18 protein-coding genes and 1 pseudogene are annotated in these 26388 nt (G+C 45.6%); 7 read left to right on the forward strand and 12 right to left on the reverse strand.

Annotated features, from left to right (window positions below; all coding sequences use genetic code 11):
• The first annotated feature begins 76 nt into the window (after nt 1–76).
• The 3 genes from BM607_RS05490 to BM607_RS05500 all read left to right on the forward strand — a co-directional run bounded on the left by BM607_RS05490 (nt 77) and on the right by BM607_RS05500 (nt 5894).
• Nucleotides 77–2845 (forward strand): TonB-dependent receptor, encoded by a 2769-nt coding sequence (locus BM607_RS05490; RefSeq protein WP_071939835.1) that lies wholly within the window; start codon nt 77–79, stop codon nt 2843–2845.
• A 96-nt stretch (nt 2846–2941) separates the two neighbouring features.
• Complete coding sequence (locus tag BM607_RS05495; RefSeq protein WP_071939836.1) at nt 2942–4918, forward strand: glycoside hydrolase family 97 protein; 1977 nt, start codon at nt 2942–2944, stop codon at nt 4916–4918.
• Between the two features lie 217 nt (nt 4919–5135).
• Nucleotides 5136–5894 (forward strand): sulfite exporter TauE/SafE family protein, encoded by a 759-nt coding sequence (locus BM607_RS05500; RefSeq protein ID WP_071939837.1) that lies wholly within the window; start codon nt 5136–5138, stop codon nt 5892–5894.
• A gap of 127 nt (nt 5895–6021) precedes the next feature.
• On the opposite strand, the gene BM607_RS05505 is transcribed toward BM607_RS05500, so the two are convergent.
• Together BM607_RS05505 and BM607_RS05510 are read right to left on the reverse strand one after the other, a co-directional pair.
• Nucleotides 6022–7905 carry a family 43 glycosylhydrolase gene (locus BM607_RS05505; protein WP_071939838.1) on the reverse strand — a complete coding sequence of 628 codons (1884 nt, stop codon included), beginning with the start codon at nt 7903–7905 and terminating at the stop codon, nt 6022–6024.
• A gap of 2 nt (nt 7906–7907) precedes the next feature.
• The gene (locus BM607_RS05510) at nt 7908–8966 is read right to left on the reverse strand and encodes an arabinan endo-1,5-alpha-L-arabinosidase (protein WP_071939839.1); all 1059 of its coding nucleotides are present in this window, start codon (nt 8964–8966) and stop codon (nt 7908–7910) included.
• 211 nt (nt 8967–9177) lie between these two features.
• On the opposite strand from BM607_RS05510, the gene BM607_RS05515 reads away from it, so the two are divergent.
• From BM607_RS05515 to BM607_RS05525, 3 genes are all read left to right on the forward strand, one after another.
• Nucleotides 9178–10593 (forward strand): MFS transporter, encoded by a 1416-nt coding sequence (locus BM607_RS05515; protein WP_071939840.1) that lies wholly within the window; start codon nt 9178–9180, stop codon nt 10591–10593.
• A gap of 81 nt (nt 10594–10674) precedes the next feature.
• Entirely contained in the window at nt 10675–11622 is a 948-nt protein-coding gene (locus tag BM607_RS05520) for a glycoside hydrolase family 43 protein (RefSeq protein ID WP_071939841.1), read from the forward strand.
• A gap of 253 nt (nt 11623–11875) precedes the next feature.
• Nucleotides 11876–14254: a glycoside hydrolase family 127 protein gene (locus tag BM607_RS05525; RefSeq protein WP_071939842.1), complete on the forward strand. Its 2379-nt coding sequence runs from the start codon at nt 11876–11878 to the stop codon at nt 14252–14254.
• A gap of 178 nt (nt 14255–14432) precedes the next feature.
• Here BM607_RS05525 and BM607_RS21785 read toward each other — a convergent pair.
• The 9 genes and pseudogenes from BM607_RS21785 to BM607_RS05565 all read right to left on the reverse strand — a co-directional run.
• A pseudogene (locus tag BM607_RS21785) lies at nt 14433–14571 on the reverse strand (IS3 family transposase); the annotation flags it as partial.
• A gap of 65 nt (nt 14572–14636) precedes the next feature.
• On the reverse strand, nt 14637–15812 hold the full coding sequence (locus BM607_RS05530) for a family 43 glycosylhydrolase (protein ID WP_249269553.1): 1176 nt from the start codon (nt 15810–15812) through the stop codon (nt 14637–14639).
• The gene (yjfF, locus tag BM607_RS05535) at nt 15805–16767 is read right to left on the reverse strand and encodes a galactofuranose ABC transporter, permease protein YjfF (RefSeq protein ID WP_071939843.1); all 963 of its coding nucleotides are present in this window, start codon (nt 16765–16767) and stop codon (nt 15805–15807) included. The genes BM607_RS05530 and yjfF overlap by 8 nt, the downstream gene beginning before the upstream one ends.
• Complete coding sequence (locus tag BM607_RS05540) at nt 16764–17882, reverse strand: ABC transporter permease (protein WP_071939844.1); 1119 nt, start codon at nt 17880–17882, stop codon at nt 16764–16766. The genes yjfF and BM607_RS05540 overlap by 4 nt, the downstream gene beginning before the upstream one ends.
• Nucleotides 17883–19382 carry a sugar ABC transporter ATP-binding protein gene (locus BM607_RS05545; protein WP_071939845.1) on the reverse strand — a complete coding sequence of 500 codons (1500 nt, stop codon included), beginning with the start codon at nt 19380–19382 and terminating at the stop codon, nt 17883–17885.
• 33 nt (nt 19383–19415) lie between these two features.
• Complete coding sequence (locus tag BM607_RS05550) at nt 19416–20357, reverse strand: ABC transporter substrate-binding protein (protein ID WP_071939846.1); 942 nt, start codon at nt 20355–20357, stop codon at nt 19416–19418.
• Between the two features lie 107 nt (nt 20358–20464).
• Complete coding sequence (locus BM607_RS05555) at nt 20465–21523, reverse strand: aldose epimerase family protein (RefSeq protein WP_071939847.1); 1059 nt, start codon at nt 21521–21523, stop codon at nt 20465–20467.
• A 107-nt stretch (nt 21524–21630) separates the two neighbouring features.
• Nucleotides 21631–22401, reverse strand: a complete 771-nt coding sequence (locus BM607_RS05560) for an SDR family oxidoreductase (protein WP_071939848.1) — start codon at nt 22399–22401, stop codon at nt 21631–21633.
• A 60-nt stretch (nt 22402–22461) separates the two neighbouring features.
• Nucleotides 22462–24195 (reverse strand): IlvD/Edd family dehydratase, encoded by a 1734-nt coding sequence (locus tag BM607_RS05565; RefSeq protein ID WP_071939849.1) that lies wholly within the window; start codon nt 24193–24195, stop codon nt 22462–22464.
• A 204-nt stretch (nt 24196–24399) separates the two neighbouring features.
• On the opposite strand from BM607_RS05565, the gene BM607_RS05570 reads away from it, so the two are divergent.
• Nucleotides 24400–25335 carry a glycoside hydrolase family 43 protein gene (locus BM607_RS05570; protein WP_071939850.1) on the forward strand — a complete coding sequence of 312 codons (936 nt, stop codon included), beginning with the start codon at nt 24400–24402 and terminating at the stop codon, nt 25333–25335.
• A gap of 103 nt (nt 25336–25438) precedes the next feature.
• On the opposite strand, the gene BM607_RS05575 is transcribed toward BM607_RS05570, so the two are convergent.
• Complete coding sequence (locus BM607_RS05575) at nt 25439–26155, reverse strand: FadR/GntR family transcriptional regulator (protein ID WP_071939851.1); 717 nt, start codon at nt 26153–26155, stop codon at nt 25439–25441.
• Nucleotides 26156–26388: the final 233 nt, after the last annotated feature.

The raw sequence follows: 26388 nt of genomic DNA on the forward strand, positions 1-26388 counted from the left end.
ATTATAATTAACATAACAAAATATCTACCAAAAATTAAACAAACTTATGAAATAACTGCACTTGGGGAGCTCTTTCATGTTTACACGTTCACTGCTCAGCATAGCGATAGCTTCATCAATATCTTTGATGTGCCAAAACGCTTATGCAGAAGAAGAAAAAAAAGTTGATGAGATAGAAGTGATTCAGGTTACTGGCATTCGTGATTCGTTAACGAAGGCTATCGAGCTGAAGCGACAGAACGTTCAAATTGTTGATTCCATCATTGCGGAAGATATTGGTAAGTTTCCCGATAATAACGTGGTTGAGGCTTTGCAAAGGGTCACAGGCGTGCAAGTGACTGGTCGAGGCGGCGGAGAAGTGAGTGGCGTCACTATCCGTGGATTAGGCGATGTTTCAACCACGATTAACGGTCGTCAAATTTTTACTTCTACAGGGCGTTCTGTGGCATTAGCGGATATTCCAGCCTCGCTACTGAACAGTGTTGACGTATATAAAACGCGTTCAGCCAACCTGATTGAAGGCGGCATCGCGGGCCAAATTGACATTAAAACCCAGCGGCCCTTCAACTTCTCTGGGGAGAAGATTGTCGTTGCCGCCCGTGGTATCTACAGTGATGCAACTGAAAAAGTTGACCCTAATTTCAGTATTCTTGCCAGTGACCGTTGGGATACAGGCGCAGGTGAATTTGGCGCCTTAATCAACGCTTCTTATGCTGAGAGTAATTATCGCGATCAAAACATTTGGGTCGGCTCTTCTGATCCCTACCGTGCCGATAATTTTGAGCGGATTAACGCTGCATTTGTGACGCGTGGTGAAGAATTATCCACAACGCCAGGTTCAACGCTCAATGTTAATGGGGTTGATACAGAGTATGTGTTGCTGCGCGATGCGATGGGCTTGACCGATTATACTGGTACCCGCAAGCGCCCTGCCGTTAACTTATCACTGCAATGGCAGCCTAATGCCACGTCAGAGTATCTCTTCGAAGCTTTCTATAACGGTTATCGCAATGAAGATTTTAACTCGCTGCTGTTTTCATTTGTTAATGGTAACAGTCATTTCAGAAACCCAGAGTTCTACGACAATACTAATGTGGTGAAGAAGAACTACATCAATAACGCTGCCTTGTTTACCAGCGGTGATGGTTCTACGGGCGAGACTGATAGCTATGTTTATGCATTAGGGGGTAAATGGGATATTGGTGACGACTTAAGATTACGATCCGAAATCAATTATCAAACCAGTAAATTCACTCGCTCTTTTGTGGCCATGCAAACCAACGCAGTACGCGATCAGTTAGCCGTAGATTTTAATTACAATGGCACAGGTAACCCTGCTTTTGCATATCTAGATGACCCAAGCACGACTGATATTGATGAAGGCAGTTTGACCAACGCCGCCGACTTCAATATGGGCAGCTTGTTCGACACTAGCGGTAAAGATGAAGGTGATGCGATTTCGTGGAACTTAGATGGTGACTATGCCATTGAAGCGGGTCTATTTGACACGATCGATTTTGGTGTGCGTTATGATAAACGTACCGCCAAATCGAAATCGAAAGATCAAAGCAGTGGTAGCTGCTCCATCAATGGCGCAACTTGTCGTTTAACGGATATTGCAGGCTTACCAACGACGTCGGAATCCGGCTTCTATGACGGTCAAGCCTATGTGCCAAGCAACTGGTTGTCTGCTGACGGCGGCTATCTATTGGATAATGTAGGACAAATGCGTGAATACTATGGCTTGGCAGTCAACGGCGGTGGTTATTTAGATTCGCGCTCTTTTGACATTGAAGAACAAACCATGGCGGCCTATCTGCAAACGAACTACAGCACCGAACTCTTTGGTTTACCTTTAGATGGTCAGATAGGCGTGCGTGTGGTGAACAGCAGTACTGATCTGGCCTTTAATGAATCAGCGGCGAGTAAAGTAACGCAATCAACCGATGCAACCGATGTGCTGCCAAGCTTTATGGCGCGCTACTACCTAACCGATGATCTGTTATTGCGCTTATCCTACGGTAAAACAATAAGTCGTCCCGCTTTTGGTGACTTAAACCCTACCATGACACTGACACCTCCTAATGCCGGCACGGAGGCTGAATTTGGTTATGCATCGAGCGGTAATCCAGATTTAAAACCGGTTGAATCGCAGAACTACGATCTGTCATTAGAATATTATTTTGCACCAAGTAGTAGCTTATATGGCGTGCTGTTTAAGCGTGAAGTCGATGGTTTTGTCTACACCACGAGTCGCAACATCGAAGTGACTGACAATCCAAATCCAGATTACAACGCAAAATACGTACTCACACAACCATCCAACGCAGGTAAAGGTAGCTTAGATGGTTTAGAACTGGGATTTACCTACTTCCCCGATGAACTACCTAATTGGTTGCAAGGTATTGGTATACAAACTAGTTACACCTACATAGATGGCAAAACCAAAGATCCTATCTTTGCCGCTGATACTGATGGCGGTGCGGGCGAGCTTATTGGTTATGAAACTAAGCCGTTAGTCGGTGTCTCTAAAAACTCATACAGCGTGGTATTAGCCTATGAGAAAGAAGGTTACTCTGCACGCTTGTCCTATGTATATCGTGATAAGTTCCTAACGGGTTATAACTTCTGCTGTTCAATGCCAACGGGGATTTACAGCGACTCAGAAGCGAACATGGACTTTCAATTTAGCTGGGATGTTACCCCTGATTGGGTACTGACCTTCGATGCCACTAACTTAACCGGTGAAGAGTTCCACTCTGCTTATACTGACTTTAACTTGTATAATAGTGGTTCATCTTTGTATAGCCGCACCTTTGCGATTGGTACGCGTTACTCTTTCTAAGCCTGATGCTTCAGCCGTGAAAGAAATCAAAAAGCTAATCAATTGATTAGCTTTTTCTTTTGGTCATCCACATGATGAACCACAAAAGGAGTTTATATGCGTAAGGTTATTTTGGGTGGCATGCTTTGTTGTGCATTGACGGCTACTTTCACTATCGACGCCGTGGCCGCTAATAGCGCGTTAGTCAGTCCCGATAGGCGCATCAGTGTCGCGCTTTTTATCGATGCGCACGATCAAGCACAATATCAAATATCCCAAGATAGACAGCCCGTGTTACTGGCTTCAGGATTAGGTTTAGCGCTTTCAGACAGGCAGTTTTTAAATAATATTCGCTCGATAAAACCCAGTGATATCACACAAATTAATGAACATTATCAGCTCTACAGCGGCAAGCAAAGCCAAGTTGACTATAGCGCGAATCAACAACAGTTTGTGCTCACCAATGACAAAATGCAGCAGTTGGAAATCACCTTTAGAGTCTCAAACGATGGCGTGGCATTTCGCTATCGCGCGCTTGAAGATAAACGCATCGACAAGCAATCGCCAAAACCCGTGAGTGTGGTCGAGGAATATACTCGTTTTAATTTGCCGCAGCAGAGCCGTGCTTGGCTGCAACCGATTGCCGAGGCGCAAACGGGTTGGGAGCATACCAACCCATCCTATGAAGAACATTATCAAATGGATATCCCTGTCGATCAGCCGTCCCCCTCACCAGCGGGCTGGGTTTTCCCTGCACTGTTTAAGATAAGCAATAAGACGGATAACACTTGGATGGCGATTACAGAAGCTGGCGTGACGGCAAATGATCACGCCTCGCGTCTGCAAGCTCGCTCTCCCAAAGGTGAATATGCCATAGGTTTACCTATGGCTGCCGAGGTGTTTACTGGCAAAGCACTGTTGAGCCACGGCACCTTACCTTTGCAGACTCCGTGGCGCGTGATTGCCATTGGCTCTCTTGCGACCATAGCTGATTCCACATTGGGAACAGATCTCGCTGAACCTTCAGCAATGGACACTCGATTTATCAAGCCCGGAATTGCCTCTTGGAGCTGGGGATTATTGAAAGATGACGCCACTGTTTATTCCGTACAGCAGCAATTTATCGATCATGCTGCGGACATGCACTGGCAATACACACTCATTGATGCCGATTGGGATCAAAAGATTGGTGACGACAAGCTCAAGCAGCTTGTTGATTATGCAGCTGGTAAAAATGTCGGTATTTGGGTTTGGTACAATTCATCAGGTGATTGGAATACCACGAAATACAGCCCTAAAAGTCGATTACTGACCGCCGAGACTCGCCAACAGGAGTTTGCTAAGTTACACAATTTGGGTGTTAAAGGTGTGAAAATTGATTTCTTTGCCGGTGACGGTCAATCCATGATTGCCTACTATCACGACATTCTCAACAATGCGGCTAAGTATGAGTTATTAGTTAATTTTCATGGCACGACTTTGCCAAGAGGCCTGAGCAGAACTTACCCTAACTTATTAAGTGCAGAAGCGGTAAAGGGCTTTGAAATGATCACTTTCTTCCAAGAGGCGGCAGATAAGGAAGCGAGTCACAGCGCCATGTTACCTTTTACTCGTAACCTATTTGATCCCATGGATTTCACCCCAACCACCTTTAACGATATCCCTAACATCAAGCGTAAAACGACCAATGCCTTTGAATTGGCCTTGCCGATTTTGTTTGTGAGTGGCATTCAGCACATAGTTGAGACACCGGCAGGAATGAAAACCGTGCCGACCTTTGTTAAAAGCGTTATGCAGCAATTGCCGACTCATTGGGATGAATCCCGCTTTATCGCAGGTTATCCCGGTAAATTAGCCGTGTTTGCTCGCCGCGCTGGCAACACTTGGTTTGTCGCGGGTATTAATGGCGAAGCAGAAGCTAAAACCATCACACTCGATCTCAGTTTTTTACAAACGATGGGTGGAAATATAGAGATGATTGTCAGTGATGGCGAGCGGGGTTTTCAAACCCATAAGGTGGTTTTATCCGCTAAAACGGAAATTAAACTTCAGGGTAATGATGGGTTTATCATTCGCATTACGCCTAAAAGTTAAGCGCAAGCACTCAGCTAAACAAACATTCTAAAGAAGTATTTTAATAGATTTAGCCTCATGGATAATCGTAAGCGGCTCAGATTGATTAAATCAAAGCCGCTTTATTTTTTCATCTCATCCAATGACTCAAGGCTGTGCTAAGTGGCAGCTTATGAGCTTTGAAAGCCTCAAGCGATTTTGCTACTGTTAGCACCCTCACACTTTTCGAATACAACTTATGCTTTCTTCATGGTTTTCATTTGATGCGATCCCCGCCGATATATTTGCCCTACTCACCCTTAGCGCCGCATTTACCTCTTTTTTTACGGCCTGTTTTGGCATTGGTGGTGGCGTTATGCTTTTAGGCGTGATGGCACAAGTGTTACCGCCGCAACTGATTATTCCATTACATGGCGTGGTGCAATTGGGTTCGAACGGTGGCCGTGCAGCTCTAGGCTGGCGCTATATTGAATGGCGACTTATAGCGGCATTTTTCCCCGGTGCAATATTAGGGGCATTATTGGGGAGTGTTGTGTTGGTGGCGCTGCCACCATCAGTTATGTACCTCACCATTGCTGCATTTATTCTTTATTCATGTTGGGGTCCCAAACTGCCAAAAATGGTGTTTGGTACTTTAGGGACGCTTGCCGCAGGCGCCATAACCACGTTTATCTCGTTATTTGCAGGCGCTACTGGGCCATTAGTTGCGGCGTTTATTAAACAATTGGAAGTTGACCGTTTTCGCACCGTCGCCACTTTTGCCATGGCGATGTCACTGCAGCACGGGGTTAAAATTGTGGTGTTTGAAGGCATGGGTGTATCGCTAGCGGATTGGTGGCCGCTGTTGGTGTGCATGATTTTAAGCGGCACAGTAGGCACGTGGATTGGGTTTAAAATGCTGAAACGTGTCGCCGATAAACATTTTCAAACCGCTTTTAGCATTGTACTGACGCTGTTGGCCATTCGATTAATTTGGCAGGCGATTAGCCAATGGTAGAGGCATAAAAAAAGCAGTAACTGAATCAGTTACTGCTTAGCGCCGAGCAACGCTGGCTCAACCAAGATGTCGTTAAGCGACCTCAACTCAAACGACATTTCAAGCACCCGTTACAAACTATTTGTTGCTATTTCACCTCTCTGAAATAGAACTGCTGCGAAATGGTATTTTTCCAGACATCCTCAACGATATTATCGCCATTGTCATAGGACTCTCCTGCCACTTTCATCGATGAACCGCCCTTACGCGATACCACACGCAGTGAACCATTTGGCATAAACTCAGTTCGCCATTCACTGTCAGCCTGCTCGCAACCACCCAGCTGCAAGTTGCCATCAACACTCACTAAGCATTGGGCTTGTTTGTTCGCCGCTAGCTGCTTCGATTGCAGGCGGTAATAACCATCACTGGTGGATGTTGCTTGCCATTGCTGGCAGGCATTGGCGGTATATTCATGTTGAACCACATTGGCATTGGCTTTAAAGTCGCATTGTTGCGCCGACACCACTCGTCCACTGTGGGCATTTACAATAGCTAAATGAGATACCGGTTCAATCCGCCAGTCAGTACAATCGCTGACGCGGTTTTCGCCGGTAACGACAGCTGCGCCCTTTTGGGTAGTGCAATTGGCGGCTTGCAGATTTTGAATAGAACGCTCATTGGCAAAACGGAACCAACCATCATGGCTGGCATCCACTGACCAACGTTGGCAACGGGAAGCAACCCAAGGCGCAGCACTCACGCCAAAGGCTTCACTGTCTTGGCAATTTTCTTGGGTGAGAAAGCTGCCTTCGGCCACGTTAGCAAATCGATAAAGTCCGTCATTGGTGGGATCAACCACCCAAGTACTGGCTTTATCGTCACAACGGCTAACGCTGACATCGCCTTTGGCATTGGTGATGAGGCACTGGTCGGTATCATGGTTAACAATACGGTATTTCACCCCTTCAACTTGGGCTTTCAATGGCCCAAACTCACCACTTGGAACGCGTAAGGGTTGCTTGTCTGCCATTGGCTCACCAAAGTTAGGCAGGCCTTTGTCATCCCATTTAAAAGGTTGGGCTCTGGCGGATCGTGTGCCACTGCAACCATCTGTGGGTGAAGAGTTGCCGTGGTAAACCAACCAATCTTCGCTGCCGTCGGGGGAGGTAAAGAATCCGTGATGGCCAGGGCCATAAACCCCATTGGCTTTACTGAAAAAAGGTTTGTCGTATTTCGTCCACGCAGCGGGATCCATAGGATCGGTGCCCGTAAGTTCGACCACGCCAAGCGAGTAATCTTCTGTGTTACAAAAGCTTGCCGAATGCACAAGGAAGGTTCGTCCTTGGTGCTGAATGATTTCAGGTCCTTCATTCACGTTTAGACCGGACTTTTCCCAAGCGTAAGTAGGCTGAGTGATCACCTTATGCTCGCCTTCAACGGTCCAAGGATTACTCATCTTAGCGATTAAATTGACTTGATCTTTACCGTGCCACTCGGACCAAAGGAAATACAACTGTCCCTTATATTCCAAATAACTGCCGTCGATATTCCAATGATCCGGCATAGGCGTACCTTTGTAAGTGTATGGCCCCATAGGATCGCTGCCTTCACTCTCAAGGATATGATTGCGCTGACCGTCAAAGTTTTCCGCAACGCCTGAGGTATAAATAACATACCAGCGTAGACCATCGGCGGTTTGCATTGGATGGAATTCAAATGCCCAAAAATTACAGCAACGTGATTTATCTGTACCGGTCCAAATATTGTGTGCGGGAGCATCGGCAAGCCCGGCAATCGTGGGCGATTTGCGCATCACTAATTCAGAAGTCCACGTTGTCGTGGTCAGATAATAGTTACCATTAAAGTATTCAAGCCAAGGATCTGCGCCATTTCTAAACAAAGGGTTGGCAAACGTTTCGCTGGTGATTCGGTTATCGTCCGTTGATATGGGCGATGCGTGAACCATACCTGCCCCCAAGCAGGATGACAGCGCCATTACGGCGACTAATTTAGTCAGAGAATGAGTCATTGTTATTTATTTCCTACTGAGTCAACTAATACACTTTGATATTGGGTGAGCGCGTTAGGGTCGACCACTGGCCAACCTTGATTCCATGTCAGTTCAGCTATTTTGAGTTTTTGTAAGCCATGATCGGCGGATTCATAGGCGTGAAAGACTAAATAATCTTTTCCATCAAATTGATACACGCTGTTGTGCCCCAATCCTGGCCATGCCTTAGTACCGTTAAGCAACACGGAGCCTCCACCTTGAGCCATTTCTTTACCGGTTTTATCAAGATAAGGGCCAGTCACTGATTTCGAGCGGCCAACCGCTAAATGATAGGTACTGTCGTCACCACGGCAGCAAAGACCGTAGGAAACAAATAAATAGTAAAAATCCGCTTTTTTATAAATAAACGGTGCTTCAATTTGCGCTGGGCCGGGTTCGGTTTCTGCTAGCAGTGCAGGACGCGCTAGCTTGGCTAAGGTATGCCATTCCTGCGGCTCGGCAATCGAGATAAAGTCACTATTGAGTTTAACGAGCTTCAACCCTTGCCAGAATGAACCGAAACTCATCCAAGGCGTGCCTTGTTCATCAACAATAATATTCGGGTCAATAGCATTCCACGCATCGCGGTCGGGAATGGACTGCAACACAATCCCCTTATCAACCCACTGATAATCTTTTGAATGTTTATCAAGAGTTTTATTGACGGTTACCCCAATCGCGGAGGTATTTTTACCAAAGGCCGAGACAGAGTAATAAAGGTAAAAACTGCCGTTATGCTCAATGATATCCGGCGCCCACAGGTGACCATTAAAACCCGGTGCAACACTGCGGGCCCATGTGGGCTCAGTGTCGAATACTCTGCCCGCCAATGCCCAGTGCACTTTATCCTTTGAAGAATAATAGGTAATGCCAGGGCCGGTACTAAACAGATAATAGTTCCCCGCTTCTTGCGCCATTACCGGATCATGAATACTCACCTGTTTTGCGCTAATGCTACCGACAGTGCCAAGAAGGCCGAGCAGCAAGGCACAGTTGAGCCGCTTAAGGTGTTTTTTAGATGAAGCAGACAGTGGTGGCATCAATTCTCCTTAATGAAACAAGATCCAATATAATAAAATAGCTATTATGCTATTGTATGATGATTGAGGTTATCATACTATCAAGAAAAATAAGTAACAATCCAATGTGGGAAAATTAACAGTTAGAGAATGTATTAACATGGGGAATACGCTATAACGTGTTGCTGGTACATTAACTCACTGTTTATAAAAAATATAATAAGGATTTCTGATGAGTTCTCATAAACTTTCGGTCATTGAGAAGATCGGTTACGGCTCTGGGGATATGGCTGTAAACGTGGTGATGTCTTCAATGATGTTAATTATTACCTTCTTTTATACCGACATCTTTGGCCTAAAGCCTGCTGATGTGGGTATTTTGTTTTTACTGGTTCGCTTGATTGATGCCATTACCGATCCACTCATGGGCATTATTAACGATAAAGTAACCACACGTTGGGGCCGTTATCGCCCTTACTTCCTGTTTATGGCGGTGCCGTTTGGGCTGTCGGTCTTTTTAACCTTTAGTACACCGGACTGGGACTACAACGCTAAACTGATTTGGGCTTATTCCACTTATATTCTGGTGACGATTATTTTCACTACAGTCACTATTCCTTATATATCCATTATTAGTGTACTAACAGACAACCCCAAAGAGCGCTTATCCGCCAATGGCTATCGACTGTTCTTCGCTAAAATTGCCGCTTTTTTAGTGACCATTATAGTGCCTATGCTTGCCGCATCTTGGGGCGGTGATAACCTTGCTGCTGGCTATCAAAAGGCCATGGGTGTAATGGCATTAATGGCAACATTGTTGTTTTTATTCTGTTTCTTCACGACTAAAGAGCGTGTGGCCTACAAAGTAGAAACTAAGCCTATTGGCACACAATTGAAGTTGCTATTAAAGAACGATCAATGGTTAGTGCTGTGTTCTATCTGCGTGATAGGCACAGTCGGTTACGTTATTCGCGGCTCAGTTGCCGCCTATTACGCCACCTATTACCTCGGCGGCGACGCCAAAATGCTGTCGGCTTTTCTCTCAACCGGTGTTGGCGCCGCGATTCTGGCTATGGTGGCCTCAACCTGGATCACTAAGCGTTACTGCAAGCTTAAGCTGTTCCGTTATAGCCAACTCATCGTCGGTGTTTTAAGTGTGCTGATGTTCTTTACTGTGCAGCCAGGCGATATCGTACTTGCCTTTGTGCTCTATTTTGCCATCTCCTTTGTGGTGGATTTACATGCACCTGTATTTTGGTCGGTAATTTCTGAATCGGTCGATTACGGCACGGTTAAAACAGGTCATAGGGTTTCGGGTTTAGCTTTTGGTGGGATCTCATTCGCTCAAAAAGCCGGTATGGGCGCCGCAGGTTTTGTAGTGGGTATGTTATTGACTTACTTCAACTATCAACCTGGGCAAGTACAAAGCAGTTTCACCCTGACAGGGATTTCCTTGATGTTAACTGTCATTCCTGGTGCCTTCCACGCGCTGATGGGGTTATTGATGTTTAAGTACAAAATATCTGACCGTGTTTATGAAGATATCAAGCAAGCACTACCCGATATGGAAATTCTTGATGAAGAGGCCGCACCTGAGCCTAAGCGCGCAACTCAAGGCGGTAATTCAGATCCGCAAGTATCAGTTTAACGTTGGATTCTTTTGAGTCTGTTTTGTAAGTTGTTTTTGAAATTATGTTGAAACCCGTTTTGGAATCGTTTGGAGTAAAAGATGTTAAAGCTTAGCCCTTTAATTGAACAACGTGCCGACCCTTTTATTTATAAGCACACGGATGGTTTTTATTATTTCACCGCGTCAGTGCCTCAGTACGACCGTATTGAGTTACGCAGAGCCACCACGATTGCTGGTCTTGCCGATGCCACTCCGGTTGATGTGTGGCATAAACCGGATACGGGGGCTTATTCTGACTTAGTATGGGCGCCGGAAATCCATTTTAATCAAGGTGCTTGGTATCTTTATGTTGCAATTGCGCCGAGCCGAGAAATTAAAGATGCGCTGTTTCAACATCGCATGTATGTGCTGCGTTGTAATGATGCCAACCCACTGATGGGAGAATGGCAATTCCTTGGTCAGCTCGATACAGGTATCGACACTTTCTGCCTTGATGCGACAACCTTTGAACACCGTGGTCAGCTGTACTATGTGTGGGCGCAAAAAGCCCCGGACATCCAAGGCAATAGCAATCTTTACATTGCCAAAATGGACACACCAGACAAGATAAGCTCAACGCCTGTCATGTTAACCAAGCCTGAATATCCATGGGAGATCAAAGGCTTTTGGGTGAACGAAGGTCCGTCCGTGCTAAAACGTCATGGCAAAATCTTTATCACCTATTCTGCCAGTGCTACCGATGAAAATTATTGTATGGGTTTACTGTCTATTGATGAGAATGCAGATTTACTCGATGCCGCTCAATGGCATAAAGCATCAGAACCTGTGATGACAAGTTGTTATGAGCACGGTGTTTATGGTGCGGGACATAACAGTTTTACCTTAGCTGAAGATGGTGAAACCGATCTATTGGTGTACCACGCGCGCACTTACACTGAAATTGAAGGTGACCCTTTGTGGGATCCAAACCGCCATACCTATGTTAAGGCATTGCGATGGGATGATGCGGGTATGCCAGTATTTGGCAAGCCTTCAATCCAGGAGTAAAAGGTTCTTGTATTTGAAGCTTTTAAGCTAAAAGTTTTAGCTTAACGCCCTTAGCTCAAGTTCTTATTTTAAGTTCTAAGTTTAAAGCCCCTTCTATTTGGGGCTTTTTATTAGCGGTATATTTTTTGTGGTGCAAGTGTTCGCAGTACGCAAATGTTTGTGAGCTGCAAGTCCATCACAGTACCTCCTCAGTTTTAACAGCCGTTCTAGTGAGAGATGAGATTAAAGCGCCTAAACCTTAAAGGGATCTGATATGAAATCCGCATTACTCTTAAGCCTTTGTTTATTAAATCCACTAGGCTTTGCAGCGCCAAGCGCTATCCCACTTAATGATGTTCGTATTACCGCCGGCCCTTTTTTACACGCCCAGCAAACCGATTTGCACTACATCATGTCGATGGATCCCGAACGGTTATTAGCGCCTTATCGTAAGGATGCTGGCATAGCGACCACGGCTGAAAATTATCCGAATTGGGAAGATACGGGTTTAGATGGTCATATCGGCGGACATTATCTTTCCGCGCTTGCGCTGATGTACGCGGCGACGGGCGATAAAGCCGTATTAGCACGACTCAATTACATGGTGGCCGAGTTAGAAAAGTGTCAGCAAGCCCATGGTAATGGTTACCTTGGTGGTGTGCCCAATAGCCGTAAGCTCTGGCAGCAAATCGAGCAAGGTAAGATAGAGGCGGATTTATTCACCCTCAACCAAGCTTGGGTGCCTTGGTACAACGTCCATAAAGTGTTTTCAGGCTTAAGGGATGCCTATTTGTACACCCATAATCCAACTGCGAAAAAAATGCTGGTGAATTTCGCCGATTGGATGCTGCATTTAAGCAATAAGCTGAGCGATGAGCAGCTGCAACTTATGCTGCGTACCGAATATGGCGGCTTAAACGAAACCTTAGCCGATGTTTACGTTATTACTGGGCAAGATAAATACTTAGCTTTAGCTAAACGCTATACCGATCAATCCTTGTTGCAGCCACTGTTACATCACGAAGACAAACTCACGGGGTTACATGCAAATACGCAAATTCCGAAAATCGTCGGCGTCGCCCGCATTGCAGAGTTAAGTAATAACAAGGTTTGGTTAGACAGTGCCGATTTCTTCTGGCAGCAAGTCGTGCATAAGCGCACGGTATCCATTGGCGGTAACAGTGTGCGTGAGCATTTTCATCCCAGTGACGATTTCAGCAGCATGTTGGAATCGGCCGAAGGGCCCGAAACCTGTAACACGTACAACATGCTAAAATTGTCCAAACTACTTTATGAAAACAAGCTACTTGATGAAAATAAAGCTGATTTAGCTTATATCGAGTACTACGAGCGCGCCCTTTATAATCACATTTTGTCGTCTCAACACCCTGATAACGGTGGTCTTGTGTACTTTACGACTATGAGGCCCGATCATTACCGCGTCTATTCCTCTGCCCAGCAAAGCATGTGGTGTTGTGTCGGCTCAGGGATTGAAAATCACGCTAAGTATGGCGAACTCATCTACGCCAGCGAGGGTGATGATTTTTATGTGAATCTGTTTGTCGACTCCGAGGTACATTGGCAGAAAAAAGGTATCACCGTTACGCAGAAAACCTTGTTCCCTGATGCTAATACCTCAGAAATAACCTTAGACAAAGATGCGCAGTTTGCCCTTAATGTGCGATATCCACAGTGGGTGCAACATAATGATTTAACGCTGAGTATTAATGGTCAAGCGCAAAAGTTTAACGCCGTTGCAGGCCAGTACATCAAGATCAAACGTCAGTGGCATAAGGGCGATAAGATCAGCATCACCTTACCCATGACTGTGACGTTAGAACAAATACCCGATAAAAGCTCTTATTACTCAGTTCTGTATGGGCCGATTGTTCTGGCGGCCAAAACACAGCCGATTGCCAATGAATCCTTAAACTTTATCGGTGATAGTAGCCGCATGGGCCACATTGCCAAAGGCCCTATGTGTGAACCCGACCAAGCGCCGATTTTTATTAGCGATGGCACCGCATTTTTGCAGCAGATCACCCGCTTGCCGTTCAGTGAACTTAAGTTTTCTACCGGCAAGGCGCGGATGAATCAGACTAAATCCTTAGAGCTGATCCCCTTCTTTCGCCTCCACGACAGTCGTTACACGGTTTATTTTGGGCAAAGTGCGCCTAATGAGTGGCAACAGCGACAGCAAGCCCTGAGTATGAAATCTCAATTTGAAGCTAAGCTTGCGGCGCAGACGCTCGATTTAGTCTTGCCCGGTGAGCAACAACCTGAAGCTGATCATTTCTTTAAGGCATCTAAGAGTGAAGCTGGACTCAATGGCACCCGCCATTGGCGCCACGCCCACGATTGGTTTAGTTATCAGTTGAATGCAAAGGGAGAAACCGCACCGATCTTAAGGCTCACCTACTTCGGCTTAGATGCGGGCCGCGAGTTTGAGATCCACATTAACGGTAAGTTACTCGCAACAGTGACATTGAGCGGAGAAAAAGGCGCAGACTTTTATAGTCAAGACTACCCTATTCCCGCCGAAATGCTGAGCGACCCTAATCAGCCTTTTACCGTTAAGTTTGTCGCTAAAGGAGGCTCAATTGCAGGTGGTTTGTATGAAGTAAGATTACTGAGAACCACTGAATATCCGTAATAGCGTGAGAGTAATAAAGTCTGATACCCAATATTCACATATCGTAGGAAATGGCGGTTTAACCTCAGTTTACCGCTATTTAAACGCTTTCTGCCCCAAAACGTGCCAGAGAAGACTTTAGGCTCTCTCACGGTAATGACTCGGTTGACCTAGTTTTGTAATGTTTAAAGTGTTCTGGTCAACCCAAACTGGACACTTTTACTTGAGAATTCTCAAACTCTACGGGTGACAGATCGTCACTAGCAGAATGAAGCCACATCTTGCTTCATAAACTCCCTTGTTGGTTGATTAACTTTAAAAATCCAATCGTGTTTCAAATCAGTAAACGCTAAGCGCTTATTATTGTTGCTTATACAATTTTAGTTAGGAGAAGTTTTTAGCTTCACTTAGCAAGCGTTTGTTCATCGCTGAGCTCATTATCAAACTGTGGCATGCCATCTGCTGACCAAGATATCGCGCGATAATAGCTGTGCCGATTACCGTCGGTGAGTGGCGTTCCCTGTAGTTCGAGGTAATTGCGGGCGTGGTAGAACATTAACTCCGTCTTACCGTCTTCTGCTAGTACAAAGCTGTTGTGCCCTGGACCAAAACGTTTAAGTGCTGGATTACTGCTAAATACGGGTGTGGGTGCTTTATGCCAGCTCTTGGGATCGAGAAGATCGGCCGTTTGATCCGCCCACAGTAAACCTATAGCGTAGCGATCATCTGTGGCGCTGGCGGAATAGGTCACAAAGACTTTGCCATTTTTAATGAGCACGGCAGCGCCTTCGTTGACTTTAAAACCCAGTCTTTCCCAGTTGAGCAAAGGTTCGGTGATGATGGTTTCCTGTGCTGACGCCTGCGTCGGCGATACCATTTTGGCGATCACCAATCCCGTGTTGTAACTTTTAGCCTCATCTTGCTGCGCCCAAATAAAATAACGCTGTTCGCCTACTTGAAAGCTGGTGGCATCTAAAGAAAATGCATCGTGCGCCGTCTTAAGGCGTCCGAGTTCCTGCCACTCACTCGCCATCGGATCATCGCCATTTAAGCCTAATACAAACATGCGGTTATGAAAACGCAGGTCTTTATCACTGGCGGCATAATAGATATACCAACGGCCATCAATCTTATGTAGTTCGGGCGCCCAAATGTCGATGCTCATGGGCCCAGACTCATGCTTACGCCAAATGATCTTAGGCTTTGCTTGGCTCAGCCCTTGAATTGTGGCGGCATGGCGCAGTTCTATTCGATCGAATTCAGGTACAGAGGCAATAAAGTAATAACTGCCATCGTCGGCTTTAATCACCCAAGGATCGGCACTACGGGCAATAAAAGGCAAATTTTGAATGGTGGATGTGGTCTTTTGTGCATCAATAGCCTGATGAACGGCAGCTTTATGCTCAAGCACAGGCACTGCATTCGCAGGGCTTGCCATACAAACCGACAGCGCAATTGACACCGCCAGTGCCGACAAACGGCTTGGTTTAGGGGTAATTCGATTAGCGTTACCATGATTAGAACTACCATGCTTAGAGCTAATAGGTTTAGAGCGAGTCATTGAGGTTAACTTATCCATGGCTAGGTTTGCGTCCATTCAAGAGTTTTTGTAACACGATGAAGAAAAACAGTAATAACCCAATCACTATCTTGGTCCACCAACTGCTGAGCGTGCCATCGAAAGTAATGTAGGTCTGGATCACGCCCATTAAAAACACCCCAAGCACAGTACCTAACACAAAACCGCTGCCACCGGTGAGCAAGGTGCCGCCAATCACCACAGCGGCAATGGCATCGAGCTCTACCCCAACTGCTCCGAGTGCATAACCGGAAAAAGTGTAAAAGGTGAACACAATCCCCGCCAAGGTTGCGAGAAAACTACTGAGCGCATAAATACTGATAGTGGTTTTCGCGATAGAAACCCCCATTAACTCCGCCGATTGCGCATTACCGCCAAGGGCGTACACATTGGTTCCGAAACGGCTGTAGTGCATCATGACGGCAACAATGATGAAAAATATGATAAAAATCAATGAGCTGATATCAAGCGAGCCATGACCGGGTAAAGCAATGCTCAGATCGGCAATGGCATCGTAAAACGGATGGTCAATTGCGATTGATTCTTCACTGATGGTGGTTGCCATGCCGCGCGCTAAAAACATCCCCGCCAAGGTCACAATGAAGGGTTGAAGCTTGTAAACGTGGATAATGCTGCCCATCAAGGCACCAAAGAGTGTGCCAAGGGGCAGAACCAGTGCAAATGCGAGCAGTGGATGCCAGTGATATTCGGTAATTAACACACTGGTAAGCACGCCACTTAAGGCAATCACTGAGCCTACGGATAAATCGATGCCTCCAGAGATGATGACTAATGTCATCCCGAGTGCGGTGATCAGTAAAAAAGCGTTATCACGGAATAAGTTAGTCACGACTCTGACACTGGCAAAGCCATCAAACTGCATTGAACCTATCAAAAACATCACTAGCAGCAAGGAGGCCGTGATCCATAGGGGAATAAAACGTTTAGCGATCATTTTTTGTCTCCAGCCTTGTCACTGTTGAAGGTGCGAAGTTTGAATAATCCCGATAGCTGACTTCTGAATTTCTCAGACTGCAGTAACAGTACACTCAAGATCACTATTGCTTTGATCAACAGGTTAAATTTGGCAGGTAAACCACTGACGATAATCGTAGTGGCTAAGGTTTGGATGATCAGCGCGCCGATGATCGACAACACAAGTGAGAAACGCCCACCAGTTAACGCTGCGCCACCAATCACTACAGCTAAGATGGCGTCGAGCTCGAGCCATAAGCCGGCGTTATTAGCGTCTGATCCTTGAATGTCGGCAGTGCTTATCATGCCGGCTAACGCTGCGCATAATCCGGCAATGGCATACACGAACAGCTTGATGGATTTATCATTAATACCAAGGTAACGACTCGCTTTAGCGTTACAGCCGACGGCTTCAATAAAAAGTCCCAAAGCGGTTCTGCGCAGCAATAATTGGGTCAATAGCAACATGCCAATGACAATCCAAATCGGCATAGGTAATCCTAAAAACTGCCCAACACCGATTGCCGCAAATGCTTCATTTTGAAAGGTAATGATCTGCCCCTGATTGATTAGTTGAGCGACGCCGCGCCCCGCAACCATGAGCAACAAAGTCGCCACAATAGGCTGGATCCCTAAAAAACTGACCAAGGCACCATTAATGCAACCCGCAGCGAGGCCAACCATCAAACCCGCGAATACCACTGTCACTAAGCTGATATCCGGCACCAGCAAAAGGTTAGCGCAGACCGCTCCTGCGATTGCCATCACAGCACCAACAGAGAGGTCAATCCCACCTGTGGCAATGACTAAACTCATGCCAATCGCGAGCAACGCTACCGGCGCACTGCGGTTTAAGATATCAATCAAGGAACCATAAAGACGGTCATCTTGATAGGTTAAATGGAAAAAACTGCTGTCGATAAATAAATTAACTAGCAGCAGTAAGGCTAACGCTAATAAAGGCCAAAGATAACGACCGAAGGACTTTGACTTACCCGCTTGATAACGGTCCGTTTTTTCTTTGGTTATTGGGTGCTGGTTATTTGACATCATAGGTAAAGCCTCCGGCGACATCATTTCTGCTGAGCTTTTCATTTATCCCTCCGCAATGGCTTGCATAACGTGTTGTGAGGTGAGATCTGAACCCGTTAATTCACGCACCGCATAACGGTCGCGCATCACCACGACTTTGTTGGAGAATGCGACAAGTTCATCTAATTCGGAGGAGGCAACGAGCAGAGACATACCATCGTCACACAAGGACCTAATCAGTTTGATAATCTCGGCATGGGCGCCGATATCGATACCACGGGTTGGTTCATCGAGCACTAACAAAATCGGTTCGATGGCAAGCCAGCGCGCTAAGATCACTTTCTGCTGATTACCGCCACTGAGCTGCTCTATGGGTTTGTCGGCATCGGGCGTGGCGATCTGCAATTTATCGATAAAGAACTGGGCAATTTCCTGTTGCCTTGCCTTTGACAAACAGCGCCACCATCCTACCCTCGCCTGCAAGGCTAAAATGATGTTCTCGCGAATGGATAAAGGCCCAATAATGCCGTCAATCTTGCGATCTTCAGGACAAAGTGCGATCCCCGCGTGAATGGCATCCACAGGTTGTGAAAGATTCAGTTTTTTACCCGCTAAGTGAATGCTGCCGCTTTCAAGCAAATCCAGTCCAAAAACCGCATTGCAAACTTCACTGCGCCCTGAACCTAACAAGCCAGCAAGACCCACAGCCTGACCCTTAGGCACAGTGAGCGTCATGGCTTGAATGGAGCCTTTAACTGACACGCCCTCAAGGGAAAGAAGTACAGCTGAAGTGCTTTTTTCTGAATTATTGTCAGTTTTCTTATCAACCAGTTGCTCTTGCAATGAACGCCCGAGCATAGCTTCAATCAATTGGGATTGGGGTAACTCAGATGTAAGATATTCACCAATAAAGCGACCGTTTCGCAGTACCGTGATGCGGTCACTTATCTGGTAAACTTGATCGAGAAAATGGGTGATAAACACTATGGCCACACCCTTTTGCTTAAGCTGATTCAAAATGCCAAACAGCACTTGCACTTCATCCGCATCAAGGCTGGCCGTTGGCTCATCTAATACCAACACTTTGGCTGACATGGCTACGCCACGGGCAATGGCGATAAGCTGTTGTACGGCTATAGAGTATTGCGACAGTGGCGCAGTGACATCAATATCCAGCTTGAATTGAGTCAACACGCAGCGGGCATCGGCATACATTTTATTAAAATGAATTAACCCAAAACGTTTAGGCTCGTAGCCCAGAAATAAATTCTGCGCCACGGAGAGGTTCGGAACCAGATTCACTTCTTGATAAACCGTGCTGATCCCGATTTTCTGCGCCTCAATCGGCGTACAAAAATGCTGTTTTTCACCCAGAAAAACAATATCCCCGCCATCTTTGGATTGTGCTCCCGTCATCACTTTAACCAGTGTGGACTTACCCGCACCGTTTTCGCCCAAGAGGGCATGAACTTCCCCTGAATATAAACGTAAACTCACCTCTTCTAGCGCTTTTACGCCGGGATAATGTTTACTGATATCCTTCAGTTCTAAGATAAGGCTCATAGCGCGTCTCCCCAAGAAACCCTTTACCGTGGCTTAGCGCAGGCGACGTTTTTCATATTCAGCGGCTGCGGTTTCTTGGGTGTAAACGTCACCCGTAGTACTAATCAATTTAGATTGATCTTTGTTTCCCTTGAGGAATCCATCGATCACATCAAAGGCTGGTCCGCCTAAATAAGGACTCAATTCAACTGTTGCGTTGGCATCGCCATCGGCCATGGCTTTGAAGTAATCCGGTACGCCGTCAACTGAGACGATTAAGATATCAGTACCTGGTTTTAGCCCTGCTTCTTTAATGGCTTGCACGGCACCGAGTGCCATTTCGTCGTTATGTGACCAAACGGCGCACAGTGCTTGGCCGTTTTGTGCTTTAAGGAAACCTTCCATCACTTCTTTACCCTTAGCACGGGTAAATTCACCCGTTTGGCTGCGGATAATCTTGGCATTAGGGTAATTAGCGATAACGGCATTAAAACCGGCGGCGCGATCGATGGCGGCAGTGGCGCCAACTGTGCCCTGTAGTTCGGCAATATCACACTTACCTTGGGTTTTATCCATTAACCACTGGGCGATTTTGCTGCCTTCTTCGGTAAAATCGGAGGCAATACGGGTAAGGTACAGCGAATCATCATCAACCTTAATATTACGGTCAACGATAACAACAGGAATGTGGGCACGTTTAGCTTCTTTCAGTACTGGTTTCCAACCTGTTTCGACCACTGGCGCAATAATAATGGCATCGACACCTTGGGCGATAAAGCTACGTACTGCTTTGATTTGGTTCTCTTGTTTTTGCTGTGCATCGGCAAATTTTAAGTCAATGCCCCTTTGCTTGGCTTCTGCTTTTACTGCCTCGCTGAAGCTGGTTCGCCAACCACTTTCTGAACCTACCTGTGAAAACCCCACAGTCGTAGCAAATGCGCAACTGGCACTAACGGCCCATAAACTGAATGCCGAAACTAATTTCAAATTTTTCATTATTATTCCCTTTCAAAATTTTAGTGACAAAGATCCCCAGACCTTCTTAATTCAGAAGATCAAACTTAAAACGTTTCGTTATTTACTGGTTATAAAATCTAAAAAACTCAGATGTTTTTAAATGTGTGTACCGTAATTTGTTTGTACAAGGTATTGGCTTCTAGCATCACAGTCGGAAAATGAGCAATATTAACGGCGTTTGGATAACCATGGGTTTCTAAACATAAACCGCGATATTGGGTTAATGGCTGACCGTGATTATCAAGGTGCGAGCCATCTAAAAAATTTCCGCTGTAAAATTGCAACCCTAATTCAGTGGTGCTGATTTCCATCTCTCGCCCAGACATAGGGTCAATTAAATGTGCTATGGGTTTTAAGCTAAAGGATTGGCTATCACCTCTACTCTCCCTAATGAAATAATGATCATAGCCATTTTCTAAGTTGTGAATATCTTGGCCGATGGGTTTGGATTGCCTGAAATCAAAGGGCGTGTTCTCGACTTGAATTAACTCACCCGTCGGAATTTGTTCTGCATCTAAAGCCAGAATGTGTTCTGAATAGAGTTGTAATGAGTGGCCTAAAATCCCGTTTTGTTTATCGGATGCCAGATTCCAGTAAGCATGATTCGTTAAGCAAATAGGCGTAGTTTTATCGGATAGTGCCTCGTAACTTAAAGTTAACTCATTGTTTTCGTTTAAGCGATACTCGATTTTTACCAGAAGATTACCCGGAAAGCCTTGATCGCCATCGGGACTCTGTATTGTGAAGGTGGCTGCGACGGCATCGGGATATTGTTGAGTTTGGCATTGCCACTGACAATGGCTTAACCCTTGGGGGCCGCCATGAAGTTGGTTACTACCTTCATTTGGCGTTAATTTAATGTGTTTGCTATTGAGTGGGAATTGAGCTCCACCAATTCGATTCGCAACGCGACCAGCTGTAATACCAAAATAATAAGGATTAGTTGCCCAGTCTTGAATATTTTGGTAACTCAAACTTAAATCAATAGGCAGTTCATCTTTACCATGAAGTTTAACTGACCAAATACTGGCACCGTAATTTGACAATAATACCTCTAACCCATGGCTATTGGTCAAAGTGATTAAATGCAACTCTTCAGGAAATGCGGTATGAGTTAATTTTCGCGTCGATATTGAGAGTTGCATAACGGTAATATCACCTTTTAGTCGTTAAATTTTTAACAGCAGCACTCCTAGCCTATCCATGCGTATTAAATAACGACTTAATGAACCACAAACTATATTGTTAATGACTAAATCCAACCACCATCAACGATAAAGTTTTGTGCAGTGCAGAGTTTGCTATCATCTGAAGCCAAAAATAATGCCATGGCTGCGATATCTTCTGGCATCACATATTCTTTGATACATTGATTATCTTCGATATGTTTTGCCGTATCTTTATCTACCCAATGGGTTAATTGACGTTTAGTCATCACCCAGCCAGGCGTTAGGGTATTAATTCGAATTTTATCTTTACCTAAATCCGCAGCGAGTCCGCGGGTCAATCCCATAGCGCCGGCTTTAGAAGCGGTATACCCCGCCATGCCAGACTGACGATTGTGCCAACTCATCGAGCCTAAGTTGATCACTGAGCCACCACCGAGGCGCTGCATTTGCTGCCTAACAGCTTGAACTGCAAAAAAATAATGCCGCAAATTGGTATTTAAACAGTGGTCCCAATACTCGGGCGTTACTTCATCTATGCTATGGCGTTGATCACAGGCGGCATTATTGATTAAGACCGAGATCGCCCCTAATTCTTGTTCTACTGTCGCTAACACCGTTTTTAGTGCGTCGATATCAATCAGATCACAGGGATAAAACTTTAAGACTGCATCACCTTGATTGGCTAATAAGCTGTTAACCAGTTGATTTGACTCATCCACAAGAATGTCGACAAATGCAACCTTCGCGCCCTGCTCTAAAAAAGATCTCACTAAGCAGGCGCCAATACCCGTACCGCCACCACTGATAAAAATGGTCTTTCCTTTTAAGCTCGGGTACTGATTACTCAACTTCATAACTCAACCTTTTTTTAAAATAATTATTTGGTTTTATTATAAAAGAAAAAGGCGCCATGTTTAATGGGAATGTGCCGGAATATCAGCACCTCGACATCCCACTAGAAAATCAAAGTCACAACCTTCGTCCGCTTGCAGCACTCTCTCTTTAAAAAGAGACAAATATCCAGTGCCGATAGGAATGGGTTTCACCGAGGCTAACTTAGCCAATCGATTTGCTAATTCGTCAGCGCTGATCTCAAGTTGCAGAATACCCGCAAAGGTATCAAGCGTGATCACATCACCATTTTGCACTGCGGCTAAGGGACCTAAATCCTGCGCCTCGGGCGCGACATGTAAGACTACTGTGCCAAATGCGGTGCCACTCATACGCGCATCTGAAATTCTGACCATATCTTTAATGCCTTTTTTCAATAGTTTAGGTGGTAATCCCATATTACCTACCTCCGCCATGCCCGGATATCCCTTAGGGCCGCAATTCTTGAGCACCATAATACTGGTTTCATCAATGTCCAGTTCTGGGGAGTTAATGCGAGCGTTGTAGTCATTAAAACTCTCAAAAACCACAGCTCTACCACTGTGTTTCATTAAATGAGGACTGGCCGCCGAAGGCTTAATTACTGCGCCTCGGGGAGCAAGATTTCCCCTTAATATCCGAATCCCGCCATTTTCAACTAAAGGCGCATCGATGTTCATGATGACCTCTTTGTTGTAGCAAGGCGCATCCACTACATTTGCCCACAGGGTTTGGCCGTTCACTGTTAAAGTGTCTTTATTCAATAAATTTTTATTAAACAGCTGCTTTAACACTGCGGGCAAACCTCCTGCATAGTAAAAGTCTTCCATCAAGTACTGACCTGAAGGTTTAAGATTCACTATGGTGGGCACATCGTAGCCGTGTGACCAATCGTCCAATGACAATTCAACACCAATACGACCTGCTATCGCTTTTAAATGGATCACCGCGTTGGTCGAGCCGCCAATCGCCGCATTGGTTTTTATCGCATTGATAAAAGCCTCGCGGGTCAATACTTTCGACAGCGTTAAATCCTCATGCACCATGTCAACAATACGCATGCCAGACATGTGGGCCAACACATTTCGCCGAGAATCTACGGCAGGAATGGCGGCATTTTGCGGTAAACTTGTGCCTAAACTTTCCGCCATGCAAGCCATAGTTGATGCTGTGCCCATAGTATTACAGGTGCCCGTTGAGCGAGACATATCGGCTTCAGCATTCATAAACTCTGCCAGACTGATATTGCCCGCTTTATATTCTTGGTGCAGTTCCCAGACTAGTGTACCTGAGCCCACGTCCTTACCTTTGTGCTTACCATTGAGCATAGGTCCGCCAGTGACGACTATTGTCGGCAAGTTGCAACTGGCGGCGCCCATCAATAATGCGGGGGTGGTTTTATCGCAGCCAACCAATAAGACAACACCGTCAATCGGATTACCGCGAATCGCTTCTTCAGTATCCATCGCTGCTAAGTTACGTGTCAGCATAGCACTTGGGCGTAAATTGGATTCGCCATTGGAAAATACGGGGAATTCAACCGGTATTCCCCCTGCCTCACGTATGCCGTTTTTGACCCTTTGTGCTAAATCGCGCAGATGGCCGTTACAGGGTGTGAGTTCAGACCAAGTGTTACAAATGCCGATCACAGGCTTATTTTGAAAATGATGGTCTGGTATGCCTTGGTTTTTCATCCAGCTGCGATACATAAAGCCATTTTTGTCATCACTCCCAAACCAACTCGCAGAACGAAGTGCTTTCGTTTTTTTATTATTCATTTTCACACCTTCGTTATAACAATCTGTGCCTTAGTGAATGCACTCGGTTACCCCATTGACACTTATCTCGCCACTGTATGCCGCTCTGTCCTCGCCCAAAGTGGCAAAAAACAGTCGTTAATCATTTGCGCTTTAAAGATTGCTAGTGGGCAAAAGTATTGGTATTACTATAATACTAAAATGTCAAAAAACAATAGAGGAATTATGAAAAAGGCACTTTTGAGTTTTTGTTTAGTATTTAATTCGGCGGCATTTGCCGCTAATCCTGTGTTCCCCGAAGTGTTTACTGCCGATCCTGCCGCTATGGTCCATCAGGATACTGTGTACCTTTATACTGGGCATGATGTGGCCAAAGACAACAAAACCTTCTTTGAGATGCACGATTGGTTAGTCTTTAGTTCAAAGGACATGCTGAATTGGACCGAACACGGCAGTAAGTTAGCGGTTAAGGATTTTAGTTGGGCAAAAGGCGATGCTTGGGCAAGCCATGTAATTGAAAAAGAAGGTAAGTTTTATTGGTATGTTACAGCAAGACACGCGAAGATTAATGGCTTTGCGATTGGTGTGGCCGTTGCAGACAGTCCATTAGGACCTTTTAAGGATGCGCGTGGAACGGCACTGATCACCAATGATATGACAACCGATACCGACATTGACTGGGATGATATCGACCCTGCGGTATTTATCGATGATGATCAGCAGGCCTATATTTTTTGGGGTAACTCAAAGCCTCGTTATGCCAAACTAAAGCCCAATATGATCGAACTCGATGGCCCTATTCACGCTATCGATGTGCCTAATTTCACCGAAGCGTTATGGGTGCATAAAAAGGATAAGACCTATTACCTTTCTTATGCCTCAGGTTTCCCCGAAAAAATCGCCTACGCGACGAGCGATAGCGTAAAAGGCCCGTGGAAGTACCAAGGCATACTGAATGAAGTAGCGGGTAACTCACCAACAAATCATCAAGCGATTATTGAATTTAAAGGCAAATCTTATTTTATTTATCATACTGGCGCTTCGCAAAATGGCGGCGGTGAGTTTAGACGAACCGTTGCCATCGACCCGCTTTATTACAATGAAGATGGCACGATTAAGCGAATCCAGATGACGACGGAAGGCATTACTTCGGCGCAGTAATACTCTGATGATGGCTAATATGGTGCGAGGACAGTTGTAGATACTAAAAAGGTGAGCCGAATATCGGATCACCTTTCTGTTGTCACCAAGCATGTGCGTGATGCTATTTGTGCTCGATATTCTTCTTTAGTGTATCTTGGGAGGTGGAGAGCAGTTTATTCATTTCTGCTTTAGCACGTTCACTGTCCCCTGCTTCAATCGCAGTATAAATGGCCTTGTGGCCTGGCAGTGATTCGAGGAAATCATCTTGGATGGTACTACTCAATCTAAAAATTTCGAGTAAAGCCGACTGAATTGATACGCCTAAAGAGACCATAAACTCATTGTTGGTCGCATCTAAAATCGCCATGTGGAAGTCAATATCCGAGGTATAAACCTCATCTGTGCCCACTTGCGCCGCTTCCATCTTGGCATAGGCTGCCGCAATGATTTCAAGTTGCGCTGGAGTACGTTTTTTCGCGGCAAGTTCGGCAGCAGCGGGCTCAAACACCTCACGGATTTCATACAACGACGTGTAAAATTCAGGCGAGGGTTTAGATTGAGAAAACCAATTTAAAATCACGGGATCGAACATGTTCCAATGGCGGCGCTCACGAATACGGGTGCCCAGTTTGGGACGCGATTCAATTAAGCCCTTTGCGGTAAGCACTTTAAAGGCTTCTCTGAGCGAAGTGCGAGACACCTCAAGCTCTTCACAAATGGTGTTCTCATTGGGAATATAATCACCCGGAGCATAAAATCCGCCAACAATACGCGAGCCAAGTTCGCTGGCCACCCAGTTGTGGATATTCTGCGGTCGGTTGTTTGCCTGATTTGCCATTGCGCCCTCTTATGTCCCGATATAGCCGAACAGAATCTAAAATAACTCGCTAAAAAAGCCGAAATTGATCAAATGTTATGATACTACCTTTCCTTAAAAACGTAACAGGTAATTTTCATAAAGCCAAGAATTTATGAGGGTTTCGCGCTAATTCATCCTTTCACCGTCACGCCACTCTCACGCTTTTCTTTACACTGTAAGGCTGCTAGGGACAGGATTAATTTACCTGCTAC

This window comes from Shewanella sp. SACH (assembly GCF_001887095.2).
Lineage (GTDB): Bacteria > Pseudomonadota > Gammaproteobacteria > Enterobacterales > Shewanellaceae > Shewanella > Shewanella baltica.